General features: G+C 62.5%; 19 protein-coding genes. 9 read left to right on the plus strand and 10 right to left on the minus strand.

The annotated features are described in order from the left end of the window. Genes ACTIFE_RS04480 through ACTIFE_RS04495 form a run of 4 tightly spaced genes read left to right on the plus strand, consistent with a single transcriptional unit; the run spans window position 1 to window position 4,831 of the window. Entirely contained in the window at window positions 1-1,296 is a 1,296-nt protein-coding gene (locus ACTIFE_RS04480) for an AAA family ATPase (protein WP_439527967.1), read from the plus strand. A 29-nt stretch (window positions 1,297-1,325) separates the two neighbouring features. Then, window positions 1,326-2,819 carry a CpaF family protein gene (locus tag ACTIFE_RS04485; RefSeq protein WP_439527968.1) on the plus strand — a complete coding sequence of 498 codons (1,494 nt, stop codon included), beginning with the start codon at window positions 1,326-1,328 and terminating at the stop codon, window positions 2,817-2,819. Further along, a complete protein-coding gene (locus ACTIFE_RS04490; protein WP_439527969.1) occupies window positions 2,819-3,838 on the plus strand; it encodes a type II secretion system F family protein in 1,020 nt (339 codons plus the stop codon). The genes ACTIFE_RS04485 and ACTIFE_RS04490 overlap by 1 nt, the downstream gene beginning before the upstream one ends. Window positions 3,839-3,850: 12 nt before the next feature. Further along, window positions 3,851-4,831: a type II secretion system F family protein gene (locus ACTIFE_RS04495; RefSeq protein WP_439527970.1), complete on the plus strand. Its 981-nt coding sequence runs from the start codon at window positions 3,851-3,853 to the stop codon at window positions 4,829-4,831. A gap of 119 nt (window positions 4,832-4,950) precedes the next feature. Here ACTIFE_RS04495 and ACTIFE_RS04500 read toward each other — a convergent pair whose 3' ends face one another. Then, a complete protein-coding gene (locus ACTIFE_RS04500; protein ID WP_439527971.1) occupies window positions 4,951-5,772 on the minus strand; it encodes a tetratricopeptide repeat protein in 822 nt (273 codons plus the stop codon). A gap of 269 nt (window positions 5,773-6,041) precedes the next feature. Between ACTIFE_RS04500 and ACTIFE_RS04505 the strand changes: the two genes are divergently transcribed. The 3 genes from ACTIFE_RS04505 to ACTIFE_RS04515 all read left to right on the plus strand — a co-directional run bounded on the left by ACTIFE_RS04505 (window position 6,042) and on the right by ACTIFE_RS04515 (window position 8,722). Continuing rightward, a complete protein-coding gene (locus tag ACTIFE_RS04505; RefSeq protein ID WP_439528007.1) occupies window positions 6,042-7,391 on the plus strand; it encodes a leucyl aminopeptidase family protein in 1,350 nt (449 codons plus the stop codon). Between the two features lie 69 nt (window positions 7,392-7,460). Next, window positions 7,461-7,811, plus strand: a complete 351-nt coding sequence (locus tag ACTIFE_RS04510) for a MarR family transcriptional regulator (protein ID WP_439527972.1) — start codon at window positions 7,461-7,463, stop codon at window positions 7,809-7,811. A 32-nt stretch (window positions 7,812-7,843) separates the two neighbouring features. After that, on the plus strand, window positions 7,844-8,722 hold the full coding sequence (locus ACTIFE_RS04515; RefSeq protein ID WP_439527973.1) for a C40 family peptidase: 879 nt from the start codon (window positions 7,844-7,846) through the stop codon (window positions 8,720-8,722). A gap of 20 nt (window positions 8,723-8,742) precedes the next feature. Here the strand turns inward: ACTIFE_RS04515 and ACTIFE_RS04520 are convergent, their stop codons facing one another. Beyond that, window positions 8,743-9,942: a DNA recombination protein RmuC gene (locus ACTIFE_RS04520; RefSeq protein WP_439527974.1), complete on the minus strand. Its 1,200-nt coding sequence runs from the start codon at window positions 9,940-9,942 to the stop codon at window positions 8,743-8,745. Between the two features lie 139 nt (window positions 9,943-10,081). Between ACTIFE_RS04520 and def the strand changes: the two genes are divergently transcribed. Continuing rightward, window positions 10,082-10,600 carry a peptide deformylase gene (def, locus tag ACTIFE_RS04525; RefSeq protein ID WP_439527975.1) on the plus strand — a complete coding sequence of 173 codons (519 nt, stop codon included), beginning with the start codon at window positions 10,082-10,084 and terminating at the stop codon, window positions 10,598-10,600. Between the two features lie 15 nt (window positions 10,601-10,615). Here the strand turns inward: def and ACTIFE_RS04530 are convergent, their stop codons facing one another. From ACTIFE_RS04530 to ACTIFE_RS04545, 4 genes are all read right to left on the minus strand, one after another. Then, a complete protein-coding gene (locus ACTIFE_RS04530; RefSeq protein ID WP_439527976.1) occupies window positions 10,616-11,290 on the minus strand; it encodes a methyltransferase domain-containing protein in 675 nt (224 codons plus the stop codon). 160 nt (window positions 11,291-11,450) lie between these two features. Further along, window positions 11,451-12,035, minus strand: a complete 585-nt coding sequence (locus ACTIFE_RS04535) for a hypothetical protein (protein ID WP_439527977.1) — start codon at window positions 12,033-12,035, stop codon at window positions 11,451-11,453. A 3-nt stretch (window positions 12,036-12,038) separates the two neighbouring features. Continuing rightward, window positions 12,039-13,217 (minus strand): succinyl-diaminopimelate desuccinylase, encoded by a 1,179-nt coding sequence (gene dapE / locus ACTIFE_RS04540; protein WP_439527978.1) that lies wholly within the window; start codon window positions 13,215-13,217, stop codon window positions 12,039-12,041. A 56-nt stretch (window positions 13,218-13,273) separates the two neighbouring features. Beyond that, window positions 13,274-13,699, minus strand: a complete 426-nt coding sequence (locus ACTIFE_RS04545; protein ID WP_439527979.1) for a DUF805 domain-containing protein — start codon at window positions 13,697-13,699, stop codon at window positions 13,274-13,276. Window positions 13,700-13,965: 266 nt separating this feature from the next. Here ACTIFE_RS04545 and ACTIFE_RS04550 point away from each other — a divergent pair, with 266 nt between their 5' ends. Further along, window positions 13,966-14,778 carry a DUF2189 domain-containing protein gene (locus ACTIFE_RS04550; RefSeq protein ID WP_439528008.1) on the plus strand — a complete coding sequence of 271 codons (813 nt, stop codon included), beginning with the start codon at window positions 13,966-13,968 and terminating at the stop codon, window positions 14,776-14,778. Here the strand turns inward: ACTIFE_RS04550 and truA are convergent. The 4 genes from truA to ACTIFE_RS04570 form a co-directional block, all read right to left on the minus strand. Next, window positions 14,721-15,572 carry a tRNA pseudouridine(38-40) synthase TruA gene (gene truA / locus ACTIFE_RS04555; protein WP_439527980.1) on the minus strand — a complete coding sequence of 284 codons (852 nt, stop codon included), beginning with the start codon at window positions 15,570-15,572 and terminating at the stop codon, window positions 14,721-14,723. The two genes, ACTIFE_RS04550 and truA, sit on opposite strands and share 58 nt — an antisense overlap. Before the next feature lie 4 nt (window positions 15,573-15,576). Beyond that, window positions 15,577-16,110 (minus strand): GNAT family N-acetyltransferase, encoded by a 534-nt coding sequence (locus ACTIFE_RS04560; RefSeq protein WP_439527981.1) that lies wholly within the window; start codon window positions 16,108-16,110, stop codon window positions 15,577-15,579. Window positions 16,111-16,405: 295 nt separating this feature from the next. Then, window positions 16,406-17,344 (minus strand): methionyl-tRNA formyltransferase, encoded by a 939-nt coding sequence (gene fmt / locus ACTIFE_RS04565; RefSeq protein WP_439527982.1) that lies wholly within the window; start codon window positions 17,342-17,344, stop codon window positions 16,406-16,408. A gap of 44 nt (window positions 17,345-17,388) precedes the next feature. Further along, the gene (locus tag ACTIFE_RS04570) at window positions 17,389-18,021 is read right to left on the minus strand and encodes a MarC family protein (protein WP_439527983.1); all 633 of its coding nucleotides are present in this window, start codon (window positions 18,019-18,021) and stop codon (window positions 17,389-17,391) included. Window positions 18,022-18,121 lie beyond the last annotated feature (100 nt).

The following is an 18,121-nucleotide window of genomic DNA, read 5'->3' on the forward strand; positions in this document are numbered from 1 at the left end:
ATGAGCAGCGCGCTCAGTCAGAACCTGCCGGGCGATCCGCTGGATATCGACGTATCCGAGACCGCCAGCTACAGCAGCTACGATGTCCGCTCTGTGCCGCGGATCTCCATCCAGGCTTTTTGCATGGATGCAGAAACGGCCCGCACCATTGAGGCTGCGGGCGAAGACCGGCGCATGACCAAGGCACATCTCAAGGTGCACATGGGTGGTATCCCGGGAGCGGTCGAATTCTATTCCCAGGCACCGACCCCGAACCTGATTATCCTCGAGGCCGGCGCCAATCCGTCGACGTTGATTCCGGAACTGGACCGCCTTGCTGAATATTGCGACGCCGGGACCAAGGTCGTGGTGATTGGCCGGTTGAATGACGTGGCTCTTTACCGCGAACTGATTACGCGGGGCGTCAGCGAGTATCTCGTTGCACCCGTGTCGATCCTGCAGGTGATTGGTGCAATCGGGGCATTGTACAGCGACCCGCAGGCGGAGCCGCTGGGGCGCACCGTAGCATTCTTCGGTGTCAAGGGGGGAGCGGGCGCGTCCACGATTGCGCATAATGTCGCCTTCGGCATTGCCCGGTCATTCGAGAACGAAGTCGTGCTTGCGGATCTCGACCTGCCGTTCGGCACGGCAGGCCTCGATTACAACCAGGATCCACTGCAAGGCGTGTTCGAGGCCGTTTCGGCTCCCGAGCGTCTCGATGAAACCTTCCTGGATCGCATCCTGTCGCGGTGCTCGGAGCATCTCAGCTTGCTGGCCGCACCTGCCTCGCTGGAGCGCACGTACGATTACACTGACAATTCCTTCGACCAGTTGGTCGATGTGATGCGACAGGGAACTCCGTCGATCGTCCTGGATCTGCCGCATTCCTGGAATGGCTGGGTGCGCCACTTGCTGGTCGCTGCCGATGAGGTGGTGATGGTGGCGGAGCCGGATCTTGCCAATTTGCGCAATGCCAAGAACCTCGTTGATACCTTGCGGCAAATGCGGCCGAACGATCATCTGCCGCATCTCGTGCTCAACCGTGTCGGCATGCCGAAGCGGCCGGAGATCAAACCCGACGAATTCGCCAAGGCGTTGAACCTGCCGGTTTTGGCCGCCATCCCGTTTGATCCGCATCTGTTCGGGACCGCTGCCAACAATGGCCAGATGGTCGCCGAGCTGGATAGCCGGCACGCGGTCAACGAATTGTTGAACCACGTGGCGCAGGTTGTGTCGGGCAAGGTTGATCCACGCAAGAACCGTCGATCGCCCCTTGGTGCGCTGATGGGGTTGCTGAGAAAAGGCAAGGGAGCCTGACGGCTCGTTGAAGGGATACGGTAAGGACTATGTTCGGCAGACGTGGCACCACGACAACTGGACCCGTGCCCGGCGCGCATCCCGCCCCGGCTGCCGCGCCGCAGCGCGAGATGGCAGCCCAGCTCGTTGCAGACTTGCGCCAGCCAGCACCGAATGATGATCAGGGTTCGGCCAAGGCCGCCCCTCCTCCGCCGCCTGCGCCTCCTAAGAAGGAAGAAGAGCCGCAGCGGCGCCGGTCTGCCGAGTACTACACCACCAAGGCCTCGATCTTCGGCGCGCTTGTCGAGGCAATCGACCTGTCGCAGCTCAGCCGCCTTGGTCCCGAAGACGCCCGCGATGAGATCCGTGATGTCGTCAATGACATCATCGCCCTCAAGAATGTCGTCATGTCCATCGCCGAGCAGGAGGACCTGCTGGAGGACATTTGCAACGACGTCCTTGGTTATGGTCCGCTGGAGCCGCTGCTGGCGCGCGATGATATCGCCGATATCATGGTCAATGGTGCCCACACGGTCTACATCGAAACCGAAGGCAAGATGCAGAAGACCGGCATTGCCTTTCGCGACAATGCGCAACTGATGAACATCTGCCAGCGCATCGTCAGCCAGGTCGGACGCCGTGTCGATGAAAGCTCGCCGATCTGCGACGCACGTCTTCCGGACGGTTCCCGTGTCAACGTGATCGCTCCGCCTTTGGCGATTGATGGTCCGGCACTCACCATTCGTAAATTCAAGAAGGACAAGCTGACGCTGGATCAGCTCGTTCGCTTCGGATCGATCACACCGGAAGGTGCGACGGTCCTGCAGATCATCGGTCGCTGCCGCTGCAATGTGCTGGTGTCCGGCGGTACCGGTTCGGGCAAGACGACACTCCTGAACTGTCTCACGGCTTACATCGACACCACAGAGCGCATCATCACCTGCGAGGATTCGGCTGAATTGCAGCTGCAGCAGCCCCATGTGGTCCGCCTCGAAACGCGCCCACCCAACCTTGAAGGCGAAGGCGAGATCACCATGCGCGATCTCGTCAAGAACTGCCTGCGCATGCGTCCTGAACGCATCATCGTCGGTGAAGTCCGCGGCCCGGAGGCCTTCGATCTCCTCCAGGCCATGAACACCGGTCACGACGGCTCGATGGGAACGCTGCATGCCAACTCGCCGCGCGAAGCCCTGTCGCGTGCAGAATCCATGATCACCATGGGTGGATTCTCGCTGCCATCCAAGACGCTGCGCGAGATGATCTGCTCGTCCATCGATATCGTGGTCCAGGCCGCACGTCTGCGCGATGGGTCGCGCCGCATTACCCACATCACCGAGGTGCTGGGCATGGAAGGTGATGTGATCATCACCCAGGACCTGTTCCTCTACGACATCATCGGCGAGGACCAGAACGGCAAGCTCATTGGCCGCCACCGGTCCACCGGCATCGGCCGGCCGCGGTTCTGGGATCGCGCCCGTTACTACGGCGAGGAAAAGCGTCTTGCTGCAGCGCTCGACGCCGCCGAAGCGACGGAGGTCAATTGATGGACGCGCTGAAGAGTTTCATGAGCCCGGAAGTCATGTCGATTGCGGTGGCACTTCTCGTTGCCTTCAGCATCGGCGGCATTCTCTACGCCTTGTTTGAGCCTGTACTTTCTGGCTCCAAGAAACGCGACGAACGCCTCGGACAGATCGCAACCCGCCCGTCCACCATCGCGGAGCGGCGTCCTGTGCGTGATGCGGACCGCCGCCGCAAGTCGGTTCAGGATCAGCTGAAGGATTTTGAAGACAAGCAAAAAGCCAGAAGCAAGAAAGCGACCAACCTCACGCTCAATGCCCGCATCGAACAGGCCGGTCTCGAGTGGGAGAAAAAGCACTTCATTTACTTCAGCCTGGCGTCAGCGGTTGTCTTTGGCGTGCTTGGCATTCTGGCAACCGGCTCGCTCCTGTTCTCGGCAGCGTTTGTTTTCGTTGGCGGACTGGGATTTCCACGGTTTTACCTGTCGTGGCGCCGCAAGAAGCGCTTCGAGGCGTTTCTCGTTGAACTTCCGAACTCGGTTGAAATCATCGTGCGCGGCGTCAAGGCGGGGTTGCCGCTCGGCGACTGTATCAAGGTTGTGGCAACTGAAGCGCGAGAGCCGGTCGCCAGCGAATTTCGCAAGATCGTCGAGGCGCAGATGATGGGGCTGACGCTCACTGAGGCAGTTGGGCGATTGCCGGAGCGGGTGCCGCTCGCCGAGGCGAACTTCTTCGCCATCGTCGTCGCCATCCAGCAGCAAGCTGGTGGTGCTCTGTCCGAGGCACTCGGGAACTTGGCAAAAGTCCTTCGTTCGCGAAAGACGCTGAAGGGAAAAATCCAGGCTCTCAGTTCTGAGGCCAAATCTTCGGCAGCAATCATTGGTGCTCTGCCATTTGTCGTGACATTCGTTCTTTACATTGTCGCTCCTGATTACATAATGCTTCTTTTTACAGAGACTGCAGGTCACTACATCATCGCGGGCGGACTGTTCTGGATGTTTGTTGGAATCATGGTCATGCGAAAGATGATCAACTTTGACTTCTAGGAGTGTGTTCCCATGACCCTCGCCGGTCTCAGCGACAGCCAGCTTGCGATTGCCGCGCTGACCATGATTGCGGTGGCGGGGACGCTGTTCACCCTAATCATGCCGATTTTTGAGCGTGACGGCCTGAAGGGACGGATGAAGTCCGTCGCTCTGGAGCGTGAAAAGATGCGTGCGCGCGAGCGAGCCCGCATGGCAACGGAAAAGGGCCAGGATGTTCGCTCGACCCTGCGCAACCAGCCGAAGCAGCACGTCAAGAGCCTGGTTGATCGCCTGAACCTCAAGACGGCGCTGGCGGATGAGAACACGCAGGACAAGTTGCGGATGGCCGGCTTTCGCGGGGTCGGGCCACTTTACACGTTTCTCTTCGCGCGCGTTGTCGTCCCGGCCATCCTGTTCACGGTCGCGTTGTTTTACGCGTTTGCGCTTCTGCCTGACACATTGCCGGGGTTCACGAAATTCTCCGCAGCGCTCATTGCCGGTGGCTTGGGCGTGTTCGCCCCCAATGTCTACCTGCAGAACTTGATTACAAAACGTCAGCTGTCGATCCGCCGCGCATGGCCGGATGCGCTTGATCTCATGCTGATCTGCGTTGAATCGGGCATGTCGATCGAGGCTGCATTCCGCAAGGTTGCAGAAGAAATCGGCATCCAGTCGATCCCGCTCGCAGAAGAACTGACGCTGACGAACGCGGAACTGTCGTATCTGCAGGAGCGGCGGCAGGCCTATATCAATTTTGCCAAGCGCACGGGCGTTGACGGAGTGAAGAACGTTACCATGGCCCTGATTCAGGCCGAGCGCTACGGAACGCCGGTCGGCACGGCCTTGCGGGTCATGTCAGATGATGTGCGCGAACAGCGCATGCAGGAAGCTGAAAAAAAGGCAGCATCACTGCCGCCCAAACTGACCGTTCCGATGATTATCTTCTTCCTGCCCGTGCTGTTCTTCGTCATCATGGGGCCGGCTGTTATGCAGATTATGGCGACATTCAAGTAATTCGCCTGGACTGGTTCAGCAGGCGGGTAAGCGGCTTGGCGTTTGAGAGTGCCGGAGCGCAAAGCAAAAGAGCGCCTGCGACGGCGCTCTCTTTAATTCTTGGTTTCTTAAAAGCTCGGTCAGCCGCGTTGCGGTGTCCGCCCCTGCGCGGGGGCCGCGCCCTGCTGCCGGCGTGCGTCAAGCATGGCTCGAACATAAGCAATGTTCGAGGCGGCTTGCTGCGGGTCTAACTCGGCTGTCGCCACCGTCTCGGCTTCCTGGAATTTCCCCTGCAGCGCCAGCGTGAGGGCCAGGTTCTGGCGGATCCGGCTGTCGGCGCGCGGATTTTGCGCCGCCCGCCGCAATGCATATTCCGCATCCGGCAACTGGCCAGAGAGAAGATGGGACAGACCGAGATTGTTGAGGATTGATGGCTCGTCAGGGGCAATCTTCAGCGCCTGGGTGTAGAGCTGACGGGCCCTTGCATTGTTGCCCATCTGATCATGCACGGCGCCCTCCGCTGACATCAGGCGCCAGTCCGGCTGTGTTGGCGACTGTGCATCCTGAAGCACGTTCAGCGCCTCCGCAAAGTTGCCTGTCATCGCCAACAGTTTGCCATAGGCGGATGCAACATCCCGGTCATTGCCGTTCTTGATGATGAACTGACGCAGAACTGCCGTCGCCTGCTCAAGCTGCCCGTTGCGGCGCAGGGCATTGGAGTAGCCGATTGCGGCATTTCTGTCGGAGGGATTGGACTGATAGGCCCCGCCCCAGCGATCGACTTCGGCGCGCGCCTCCGACGAGCCGGGGGCAATGTAGTTCACGTCCGGCGCGGCATGGGTCCCGGTGGTTCCGCGTGTTGTCTTGGCACAGCCCCCGATGAGGGTCAGCGCAAGGGCAGTGGCAGCCAGGGTGAGGATCCTGTGCGGACGGGCCGGACGGGTCGCGGCGCTTTCGGACATGTCGGGCTCCTGGGAGAACTCAGGGACGGGTCGCACGACAGGCGACCTTTACCCGAGCAATATCTCGTTAACCCTAATGCATTGTTAACTGGCTGCAGTTTGCGAAACCGGCACACAACTGCCGGCGTCAGATGATTGCAAAGCGGCGGGCAGGGGATTACCTCTGGTACTCCCGCCTTCCGACGCCAAGGAGCGTTTCCGTGTCCGTTTTGCCCGCCGCCCCCGCAGATCTGCTTCGTCCGATCGATGCATCGTCCGTCCCCGTCCGGATCCATCCGGTCACCGTGGCAAGCCTCCCGGCTGTTCTCGAACAGCTCGGATCCAACGCGGCAGGTTGGGCTGCCCTCCAGGGCTACAAGGCCGCAGCTGGCAGCCTGCTCGTCGTCCCGGGACCCGGCGCGACCCCGGCGGCCGTCCTGTTCGGCGTGCCGGAAGAGGGAACGGCAGATCCGATGGCCGGCGGCGCTCTCGCCAGTCTCCCGGCTGGCGACTACGCCTTTGCCGAAGGCTTTGCTGACGAGGAGCAGGCAGCGCTTGCCTTCGGCCTCAGCGCCTATCGTTTCACCCGCTACCGCTCGGGCGACCAGAAGGAACAGCCGCGCCTGTATCTGAACGACACAGCGATGCTCGCCCGGGTGCAGCGCATCGTGACCGCTGTCGCCTTTGTCCGCGATCTCGTCAACACGCCAGCCAATGACATGGGCCCGGCCGAGCTTGAGACCGCGGCAACCGGCCTTTTTGCGGCGCATGGCGGCGCCAGCCGTGTCGTGCTGGGCGATGATCTGCTAGCGCAGAACTTCCCGATGATCCATGCCGTCGGCCGCGCTGCGGACGCCGCGCGTGCACCGCGCCTGATCGACTGCGCCTGGGGCGATGAAAGCGATCCCAAGGTGACGCTGGTCGGCAAGGGCGTCGTCTTCGACACCGGCGGTCTCGACATCAAGCCTTCCAGTTCCATGCTGCTGATGAAAAAGGACATGGGCGGCTCGGCCAATGTCCTTGGGCTGGCGCATCTGATCATGGATGCGAAGCTGCCTGTCCGCCTGCGGGTGCTGATCCCGGCCGTGGAAAACGCCATCTCGGGCGACGCCTTCCGCCCGGGCGACGTGCTGCCGAGCCGCAAGGGCCTGACCGTCGAGATCGGCAACACCGATGCGGAAGGCCGCCTCGTCCTGGCGGATGCGCTGACCCTCGCCGACGAGGAAGCGCCGGACCTGCTCCTCGACATGGCAACACTGACCGGCGCCGCCCGTGTTGCGCTCGGGCCGGATCTGCCGCCCTTCTACACGGCCGATGAGGCCTTGGCGGCGGACATCGCAGAGCATGCCGAAAAGGTCGCAGATCCGCTGTGGCGCATGCCGCTGTGGCAGCCCTACATGAAGTATCTCGACAGCAAGGTCGCGGACATGAACAACGTCAACCAGTCCGGTGCCGGCTTCGCGGGATCGGTCACGGCAGCGCTGTTCCTCTCCCGCTTCGTCGAGAACGCTACCGCCTGGGCCCATTTCGACATCTTTGCCTGGACGCCGATCGAGCGGCCCGGCAAGCCGTCCGGAGGCGAAGGCCAGGCCCTGCGCGCCCTGTTCTCGCTGCTGAGCGAGCGCTATCCGGCCAAATAATAACGCGGGCGAAACGATTGTGTGGTCTGCTGAGGCTGTCCGATTCTCTCAAGGGAGCGCGCCAGACCCATGGCGGTGGAGATCCGCGCCTCGCAGGCGCTCAAGCTCTGGCACGACGTCAATCTCTCTCTCGTCCGCGACGGGGATCAGGATTTGTCGGCGCGCCAGATCACCATCCTGCTGACTGTCTATCTGGAGCCGCCTCCGCACACGGTGCGGGGGCTGGCGGCCCGCCTCGATGTAACCAAACCGGCGATCACCCGCGCGCTCGATACGCTGGGTGGCATGCGGCTTCTCTCGCGCAAGCGCGACGAGGCCGACAAGCGCAACGTCATCATCACCCGCACGGTAGAGGGCGCTCTTTACCTCGACCGTCTGGGCGATCTCGTGGTTGAAAAGGCCAAGTCACTGCCACGATGAAAAAGCCCCTGCCACGGTGAAGGAGACTGGAAATGTCCGCAACCTTTGACCGCCGCCGCCACCCGGTGCGCGCCGATCTGGCTGCAGCAAGCTATCGGGGGCGTGTCGAGGCGGCGCACTATGCCGATCCCGTCCCTTACCGGATAGCGGCGGCCACCACGGCGCTGCGCCGCGAGCCTCGCCCAGATTGTGGCATCGATACAGAGGCACTCTACGGCGAGGTCATCGATATCTTCGAGACGACGATGGAAGGCTGGGCCTGGGGGCAATTGCGCACCGATGGCTATGTCGGCTGGCTTTCGTCCGATGACATCGCGCCGTTCGACCTGGCGGCAACGCACCACGTCCGCGCCTTGCGTACCTTCCGCTATCCCGGTCCCGACCTGAAGTTTCCGCCGATCGGATATCTCTCGCTCGGGTCGAAGGTCACCGTTGTGGCAGAAGCGGAGACGCGGGGGCTGTCCTATGCGCGCCTCGCCGATGGTTCCTTTGTCGTCGCACGGCATCTGGTCGCTGAAGGTCATGTCGAGGCGGACTGGGTCGCGATTACGGAAAGCCTCGTTGGCACCCCTTACCTCTGGGGCGGGCGCTCGACGCTCGGCCTTGACTGTTCCGCCCTTGTGCAGCTTTCGGCCGCTTTCGCCGGCTATGTCCTGCCGCGTGACAGCGACATGCAGGAGGCCGAAGCCGGCACTGCGCTTGCCTTCCGCGAGGGCGACCCTCTTCCAGCGGATCTGCGTCGCGGCGATCTTCTGTTCTGGCGCGGACACGTTGGCGTGCTGTCGACGCCAGAACTTCTTACCCACGCCAATGGCTTCACCATGACCGTATCGCAGGAGCCTCTTGCCGAAGCGCTTGCCCGCATCGGTGCCAAGGAATACGGGGCACTGACAGGCATTCGCCGGCTTTAACGGTCAATGGCCGGGCGGAATTACTCCTCACCGGCCATCAGCCTGACGCGCTCTCCTGTCGTGCTGCCGAGCGCGGTGGACTTCGCCTCCACCGTGATCTCGCCCAGATCCAGGTCCTCGATCTTGCGCCCGCGCTTGCCAATCTTTTCGGTCGAGATCAGGATCTGGTCGATATCCTTGTTGGCTTGCATGAAATGCGACTGCAGCTTGCCGACCCGCTCGTTCAGGCGAACGATGTCATCGGTCAGATGCCGGACCTCGGCCTGGATCAGATGCGCCTGCTCGCGCATCCGGGCATCGCGCAGCACGGCCTGGATGACCTGGATCGACAGCATCAGGAGCGACGGTGAAACGATCACGACCCGCGCCCGGTGTGCCTTCTGGATCAGGTCTTCGAAATTCTCGTTCAACTCTGCAAAGATGCTCTCCGAAGGCACGAACAGGAAGGCCGTGTCCTGGGTTTCGCCGGGGATCAGGTAGCGGTCCTTGATGTCGCCGATGTGCTTGGAGAAGTCGCGGCGAAACTGCGTCTGCGCAAGCTTCAACGCCTCATCCGTTCCCGCGTCCCGCAGCAGGTTGAAAGCCTCCAGCGGGAACTTCGCATCGATGGCCAGCGGCAAGGCGCCATTCGGCATGTGGACGAGACAATCCGGCCGCGAGCCGCCCGACAGGGTCGCCTGGAAGCTGTAGCCGGACGGAGGCAACTGATCCTGAATGATCGCCTCCATCCGCGCCTGGCCAAAGGCACCGCGCGTCTGCTTGTTGGAGAGGATCGCCTGCAACTGGCCAACCTGACCGGACAGGTCGGAGATTGTCCGTTGCGCCCGGTCGATCACCGCCAGACGTTCATGCACCTGCCTGAGGCCTTCATGCGTCTGCTTGGTCGTGTCGGCCATCGACAGGCCAAGCTTGTGGCCCATGCCGTCCAGCCGCTCGTTGACAGCGCGCATCATGTCTGACTGGCGCGAGCCGAACACCTCGGCCATCGTCTGCATCCGCCCGGTCATTTCGCCTTGCGCCTTCAGCATCTGCGACAGATGCGATTCCAGTTCCTGGATCCGCTCGGCTGCGATTGCCTCGCTGGTCGCGCCCTCCCGGATCTGGCGCAGCGTCTTGAAGGCGACAAGCAGCAGGATGGCCAGCAGCACGAGGGCTGCAGCGATGGTGGCTTCCAGCACGCTGACGGGCCGGGTACCAAAGATGAAAAGGGTATCTTGCATGAAACAAACATAGAACGATTCGGGCGCTTGTGCAGGCTCGCACTTGCGATCAGCGCGTTGACAGCATTTCCTGCGTTTCCAGCTTCGCCGCATAAGGAATGCCGTTGACCGTTGGCGCGGCTTTGCCTATCTCGTCTGCATGAGCAAACGCGATATCCTCATCCTCCCTGACCCGGTCCTGCGCCAGGTCTGCAATCCCGTAGCAAACGTGGATGACAGCATCCGGCAATTGGCCGATGACATGCTAGAGACCATGTATGCAGCGCCTGGCATTGGCCTTGCGGCGAGCCAGGTTGGTGAGTTGAAGCGGCTGTTCGTGGTCGATGTTGCCAAGGAAGATCAGCCGAAGGCCCCGCTTGTCTTCATCAATCCGGAGATCGTCTGGTCTTCGGAGGAGCTGTCAGTCTACCAGGAGGGCTGCCTGTCGATCCCCGAATACTATGAGGAAGTCGAGCGGCCGGCAGAGATCAAGGTCCGGTTTCTGGACCGAACCGGCGGGGAATGCGAGATCCACGCCGATGGTCTGCTTGCCACCTGTATCCAGCATGAACTGGACCATCTCAATGGCAAGCTTTTCATCGACTATCTGTCCAAGCTGAAGCGGGACCGCGTCGTCAAGAAGTTCCAGAAACAGGCCCGTCTGGCTGAGAAGGCCTGATCCCGCGCCTCTGAATTACTGCGGCGTCCCATGCCGGACGGCCGTGAAGGACTTGGTCAGGCCGAAGAATTTCTCCTTCTCGATTTCCCCATCCGGGAACAGGTAACGCATCTGGCGCAGGTCCAGCATGCGCGCATCTTCCAGCGAGGCCATGGCCTGGTCCAGGTCGGCAGCCTTGGGATAGAAGCCGGTGGTCATGGCGAGGTGGATCCGGTAACGCAGCGGGTCCGGCAGCCAGTGCAGGAACGGCGTGCGCGCATGCGGCTCGACCGGGAAGGCGAAGCTTGGCGTCTGGATTGCATAGGACGGGGCAACCCGGCGTGCTTCGCGGGCGAAAGCCTTCTTGTTGCCCCAGGAGCCGACATGTTCAATCACTGAATTCGAGAAGGCAATGTCGTAGGCGTTGTCAGCAACATCAGCCAGGTCGCAGGCATTTCCGAGGCGCATGTGGACATTTTCCATGTCTTCCGGCAATGGATCGGTCTCGGGAAACAGATTGACGCAGTCAACCGTGATGTTGGCGAAGTCGAGTTCATTGCGCCAGACGAGCCAGAACCCTCTGACACCGCCGATGTCAATGATCCGGCAGTGCCCCTTCACGCGAATGACGTCATCAATCATCCGGGCAAGTGACTGGATACGCTTCTTGCGAAAGCTGTTCTGTGCGGAAACGGGCGACAGGTCGAGCACGCTGAACTCCTGACAAATCAACGGTCCGCGTCTGGGCAAGCTCCCGCGCGGTCAATGGATGGTGACGGCGAGGTTTGCGCGACCTTGCCCCTTGAGAGTGTCATATCACCCCCCGGATAACTCCCGATTAACAGCAGGCCGGTTGTCTGAACCGGGTTGATCAGGCGCGAATGATGAGGACGCCGATCAGCAGGGAGAGCAGAAAGTCCAAGGCGACCAGACCGATGCAGACGCTGGCCGGCGCGCCGAAGGCAAGGCGGGCGAGCCTGTAGCGGAAGTGCAACACAGCGCCGACGGTCAGCAGGCTGATCATCAGCACGCCGCCCTGGTTGAGGAAACCTGCCAGATGCAGCAGCGCCGCCAGCACAAAGGGCAACGAGCAGAGGATGCTTGTCCAGTTGCGCAGGACAATGAAGCGAACGTAACCTGTCGATAGCCCGAGCGGCCCGGCGAGCAAGGCAAGGATCAGCGGAAACAGGATCCAGTCAAGGCCGAGAGACAGGAACTGGGTGAACCAGAAGGCGTTCTCAGAAAAAGTTTCAACCGGTATCTGCCCGTCAGACAGAAGCAGCTTCTTTTCCGACTGTACGTTGATGAAATACAGCGGAAGTAACGGGAGAATGGCGAGAAAAGATCGCCAGAACCCGGACATCGACATATCGAATGCATTGATCGCCGACGCATCGCCGCGAAAAAGCGCCCAGCTTGCTGTCAGTGCCGTCTTCAGCTCGCCAGGCCGGAACATCGATTACTCCGCAGCTGCAGGAAAATAGGCGTCAAGGAAGCGGCGATAGATCGCGGCCAGTCGGTCGAGATCTTCAAGCGGCACGCATTCATCGATCTTGTGCATCGTCTGGCCGACCAGGCCGAACTCGACGACCGGGCAATAGTTCTTGATGAAGCGGGCGTCGGACGTCCCGCCTCCGGTCGACAGTTCGGGCCTCCAGCCGGTCTCCATTTCCACCGCGTCTGACAGGCTGGCAATCAGCCTGGCGTCGTGCGTCAAAAAGGATTCGCTCGCATCGCGTTTGAATTCAAGAGTGTATTCAAGCCCTTGCGGTGCGGCTGCCTGCAGTGTCGCGATGATCTTGTCTTTCAGGCCCGCCAGCGTCCACTCATCATTGTAGCGAATGTTGAACCGTCCTTCGGCTCGCGCCGGGATGACATTGAAGGCGGAATTGCCGACTTCGATGTTGACGATCTCGAGGTTGGACGGCTCGAACCGTTCGTTGCCCTGATCAAGCACCAGGTTTTCGAGGGCCGAGAGCAGGGTCAGAAGGCCCGGTATCGGGTTCCGCGCCAGGTGCGGATAGGCGACATGGCCTTGCGTGCCGGTCACGCTGACCACGCCGGACAGCGAGCCGCGTCGGCCGATCTTGATGGCCTCGCCGAGGACGGAAGGGTTCGTCGGTTCGCCGACGATGCAGGCATCGAATTGATAACCTTGAGCTTTCGTCCATTCCAGCAGCTTGACCGTGCCGTTGACGGCGGGCCCTTCCTCGTCGCCGGTGATGAGGAAAGAGATCGTGCCACCGAAATCTGGTCCCCGGTTTTCCAGAAACGCCAGCGCTGCGGCGGCGAAGGCGGCGATGCCGCCCTTCATGTCAACGGCGCCGCGTCCGTAAAGAACTCCGTCCTCAATGGTGCCGTCGAAGGGGCCGTGACGCCAGGCGGTCAGGTCGCCGGCCGGGACCACATCGGTGTGACCGGCAAAGACGAAGTGGGGGTTGCCGTTGCCGATGGTGGCGAAGAGGTTCTCGATGTCCGGCGTGTCGAGGTCGGAGAAGACCACGCGGGTAACGGTAAACCCTGCTGATTGCAGTGTCTTTTCAAGCGCTTGCAAGGCGCCGCCCTCGGCCGGTGTGACGGAAGGGCAGCGGACGAGATCGCAGGCGATGGTGACGGCGGAGGAGAAGGGCTGGGTCATGATGCCTTTGTCTGTAGCCCTGCCAAAGGCCTGGCGTCAATCGGTGAGCAGGGTGACTAGCTGCGGCGGTAGTAGCTGTTGGTCATCGGGCCGTAGCGATTGGGGCCAGAATTGCCGGGAAAAAAACCCAGCGCGAAAATGCCCAGGATGTTGATCCCTGGCACGAAGGCCAGCAGGGCCAGCAATCCGGGCAGGCCGAGATCCTGCAGACGCTTGATCACCAGCGCCAGCTCGACGGCTGTCACGATCAGAAAAAGCAATGGAAACAGAGGGTTGGAGTTCAGGAAATCCGCGACCTGCAGGGCCGTCATGTCTGTTTCCGGCGGCAGGGACTTCACCCACATGTTGGCTGCGATGGCAATGACGATCCATAAAAGGACCAGCGCCAGCCAGTAGGGCTTGCGGCCCAGACGGCCGATCGGGCTGAGGAACAGCCAGAAAAAGCCGGGGGCCGTGTTGGCCGGAGGAAGATCATGCTGCATCTGGAAACCGGTCTGTTCGGAACGCGTCTTCCCCGCAGGTAGTGCCAACCGGTCGGCGGATCAAGCAAAAGCTCGGAGAGGCGCAAAAAGAGACCTCCAGCGTACCGGAAACTACGGTTGGCCTTGCGACAATTTCAGGTCAATCTGGGAGAAAACAAGGACACTTCCGGAGAAACGCAGCCATGCAGATTGAGGACACCACGCCCGCCGCTTCCACGCCCCCTTCCTCCCCGCCGGCGCCGGTCACACGGCCCGATCCGGTGGTGATGGTCATCCAGGTCGAGGACATCGTCGATGCGCTGGCGGAGGGCCTGCGCGATTTTCGCCGTGCACCACAATACGGTCTGTTCTTCGGAGCGATCTATGCGCTCGGCGGGCTGTTCATCATCCTGACCGCCTCCGCGCTGCAGATGAGCTACCTGAGCTATCCGCTGGCTGCCGGCTTTGCCCTGGTCGGACCTTTCATCGCCTGCGGATTGTATGAAGTGAGCCGCCGGATCGAGGGCAACCAGCCGCTGAGCTGGTCGGCAGTCCTTGGGGTGATCTGGGCGCAGCGGGGCAAGGAAATCGCCTGGATGGCATTTGTAGTGCTGTTCGTGATGATCATGTGGATGTACCAGGTGCGCTTGCTGCTGGCGCTGTTCCTCGGCTTCCAGTCCTTTGCCTCGTTCGGCGAGTTTGTCGAGACCGTGATCTCCACGCCCGAGGGGCTGATGTTCCTGGCGATCGGCCATGTGGTCGGGGCGCTGCTGTCGGTGGTGCTGTTCTCGCTGACGGTGATCTCGTTCCCGCTGCTGATGGATCAGGATCGGGACTTCATCACCGCGATGATCACCAGCGTCCGGGCCGTCGTTGCCTCTCCGGTGCCAATGATCGGCTGGGCGCTGGTGGTGACCGTGACGCTGATCATCTCCATGGTGCCGGCCTTCGTCGGCCTGCTGATCACCCTACCGGTGCTGGGCCATACGACCTGGCACATTTACCGCAGTTGCGTGCTGCCGGAGGCGCCTGCGGATACAGTTCAGTCGGTCGACCCCTCGCCGTCATCGTCATCGTCTGCCCCGGCCGCATCCGCCTGAACGTCCTCACGCGCCGCCGACCTGGCGGCGCGCCAGGCCAGGTCCGCCTCGACAGGGCGATAGTCGACCCGTGTCAGATACAATCCGTCAGGTGGTGCAACCGGACCGCAGGCCTTGCGGTCGCGCGCGGCAAGGGCGGCGCGAACGTCATCGGCGCACCAGCGGCCTTCGCCGACCAGCTTGAGCGTGCCGACCATCGAGCGGACCTGATTGTGCAGGAAGGACCGCGACGCGCATTCGGCGATGATTTCTTCCCCCTGACGACGGACGGTGAAGACCTCCAGCGTCTTCTCCGGGCTTTTCGCCTGGCAGCGGGTGTGGCGGAAGGTTGTGAAGTCGTGGTGACCGACGAAGACCTGGGCGGCCGCGTGCATCGCGGCGGCGTCGAGGTCCGGTTTCACGTGCCAGACCAGTCCCCGTTCAAACGTTACCGGGGGAACCCGGTTGAGAATGCGGTAGCGATAGGCACGGCGGATGGCTGAAAACCGGGCGTCGAAGCCATCATGCATCTTCTCGCAAGACATGACCGCCACCGCATCCGGCAGGCAGTAGAAGTTGAGCGCGCCCATCACGGTCTCGGTTGGCCAGTCGCGCGTCAGGTCGACGTGGGCGACCTGGCCGGTGGCATGCACGCCGGTGTCGGTGCGGCCGGCGCCGCCAATGGTGATGTCCTCGCCGCAAAAGGATTTCACGGCGCGTTCGAGCACGGCCTGGACCGAGGGACCGTTGGCCTGCCGCTGCCAGCCGACAAAGGGGCGGCCGTCATATTCGATGGTCAGCTTGTAACGCGGCATTGCCCTATTCGAACTCCTCGAAGGGAGAGGCGAAGCTGACCTCGACGGGCAGATCGCGGTTGCCGGCATCGCTGAGCGCCAGTGCCATGAAGGCCGCACCGGCATAGGGCGCCTGGACTTTTTTTGCCAGCTCCGCATCGAAGCCGAAGCGGGGATAGTAGGCCGGGGGGCCCAGAACAAGGACCAGATCCTCGCCAAGCTTGCGCAGGTCCTCAAGGCCGGACCGGATCAGGGCCGAGCCGATGCCGGTGCGCTGCAGGTCCGGATGTACCGAAACGGGAGCCAGGCAGGAAATCTGCAGCCGGTGGCCAGCGCCGGCACCGGTCACGCGGCTGAAGGCGACATGACCGGCGACGCGGCCATCGTCGGTCCGGGCGAGCAACTCGAGCACCAAGGCCCCGCAATGGCGCAGGTTGTGCACGAGCCGGACCTCGGCCTCCTGCCCGAAGGCCGCCCGGATGACATCGGCCACCGCCGCCTCGTCACCGGCGCCAACCGGGTGGATGCTGATCCTTGGCGTGTTGCTCAGATCGCTCATACGGTGTCCTTTTTCCGCTCTTCCTTCAGGAACACTGCGTCAGTTGCAGATCCTGTTCCTAGGGCGAGGGCTTTCCGCGCCCCTCCCCCTGGTGGGGAGGGGGGAGGGGTGGGGGGAAAGCATCTCCCGCCGGTATAGTATCGAATCGCTGTCCTCTGCGATTGCCTCTTTAAAAAGAGAGCCGTGAAGGACTGCCGCCAGCTCAGAGCCCCCCACCCCCAACCCCTCCCCACGAGGGGGAGGGGGGCTGAGAGGTTGTGCCATGCGACCCAAGCGCCTCTGTTTCTCGTCTCGATCAGGCGATCACGTCGCCCGCTGTCAGCTTGGCGCCGCGCTGGAACTCCTCGCCCGGCATCGGCTTCTTGCCGGCGCGCTGGACGGTGACCAGGCGGATTGCACCGGTGCCGCAGGCGATCACCGGATCGCCGGAGACATCCAGCACCGTTCCAGGCGCGCCGGACCCGTCGGCCAGCTTCGAGCGCAGCACCTTCACCCGTTCCCCCTTGCCGGCGAGCACGGGCTCGCACCAGGCGCCGGGGAAGGGCGACAGGCCGCGGATGTGATTGTGGACCTCGGCCGCCGGCCGTGTCCAGTCGATCCGGGTTTCGTCCTTGGACAGTTTGGACGCATAGGTGACGCCGGCTTCGGACTGGGGCGTCTGGCCGAGCGCGTTGCGCGACAGGGCGGCCAGGGCGCGGACCATGAGATCGCCGCCGAGCGCCGACAGCCGGTCATGCAGCTCGCCGGCGGTCATGTCCGGCCCGATGGCCAGCGTCTCGGACATGCAGACCGGGCCGGTGTCGAGGCCGGCTTCCATGCGCATGACCTGGACAGCGGTTTCCGTGTCGCCGGCCATGATGGCGCGGTTGATGGGAGCAGCACCGCGCCAGCGCGGCAGCATCGAGGCATGAAGGTTGAGGCAGCCTTCGCGCGGCGCATCCAGCACCGCCTGCGGCAGCAGCAGCCCATAGGCGACCACAACGGCGACATCGGCGTCGTGGCTGGCAAAGACGTCCTGGTCCTCGGTGCCTTTCAGCGATTTCGGCGTGAACACCGGGATGCCGAGCGCTTCGGCGGCTTCGTGCACGGGCGACTTCTTCAGCTCCATGCCGCGGCCGGCAGGCCGGGGCGGCTGGCTGTAGCAGGCGACGATGTCATGGCCCTGGCCGACGATTTCCATGAGGGTGGGCACGGAAAAGTCCGGGGTACCCATGAAGACGATGCGAAGGGTCATGTGCGTCCAGTGTCCAGGTTCGGCGTGCCGCTCTTATGGCGCAGTCAGGCAAGGCCCGGCAACAGCACTTTGAGGCTGGCGACCATCATTTCCATGGCGATGGCGGCCAGCAGCATGCCCATGATGCGGCTCATGATGCTGGTGGCGGTCTCGCCCATCATGCGGCCAAGGAAAGGGGCGGCGAGCAAGGTGCCGGCCATCAGGGCGATGGTCAGGCCGAGCGCTGCGGCATAGGCGATGTCATCCGCCCGGTCGATGGCTTCGCCGCGGAAGATGATCAGCGTGGTGATGGTGCCTGGACCCAGCAGCATCGGCACGGCGAGAGGATAGATGCCGGGGTTTCCGGCAAAGGCCTGGCGGCGGCGCTCCTGGTCGGTGCCATGGTGCACGTTGCTCTGCTCGCCCGAAACCAGATTGATGGCAATCAGCAGGATAAGGAAGCCACCGGCCAGGCGGAACGCATCCAGCGAGATGCCGAACAGGGTCAGGATGGCCTCACCGGTGAAGGAGACCACAACGGCACCGATGGTCAGGCCGGCAATGGCGGTGATGGCAACGCTGCGCTGCTCGGCCGGCGTGCGGCCGGCGGTCAGGCTCAGGAACACAGGCAGGTTCGCCGGCGGGCTGACGATGGCGATCAGCGCGGCGAACATCTTCAGGAAGAAGGCCTGATCCATGAGGGCTCCGGTGCAAAAAGCCCGCGCACAGGCTCGCGCGGGCACAGGATAGCATGGACCCGGTTTACACGCAGAATGACGGAACAGAAAGGGGGAGGGG

Source organism: Pannonibacter sp. (assembly GCF_051860505.1).
Lineage (GTDB): Bacteria > Pseudomonadota > Alphaproteobacteria > Rhizobiales > Stappiaceae > Pannonibacter.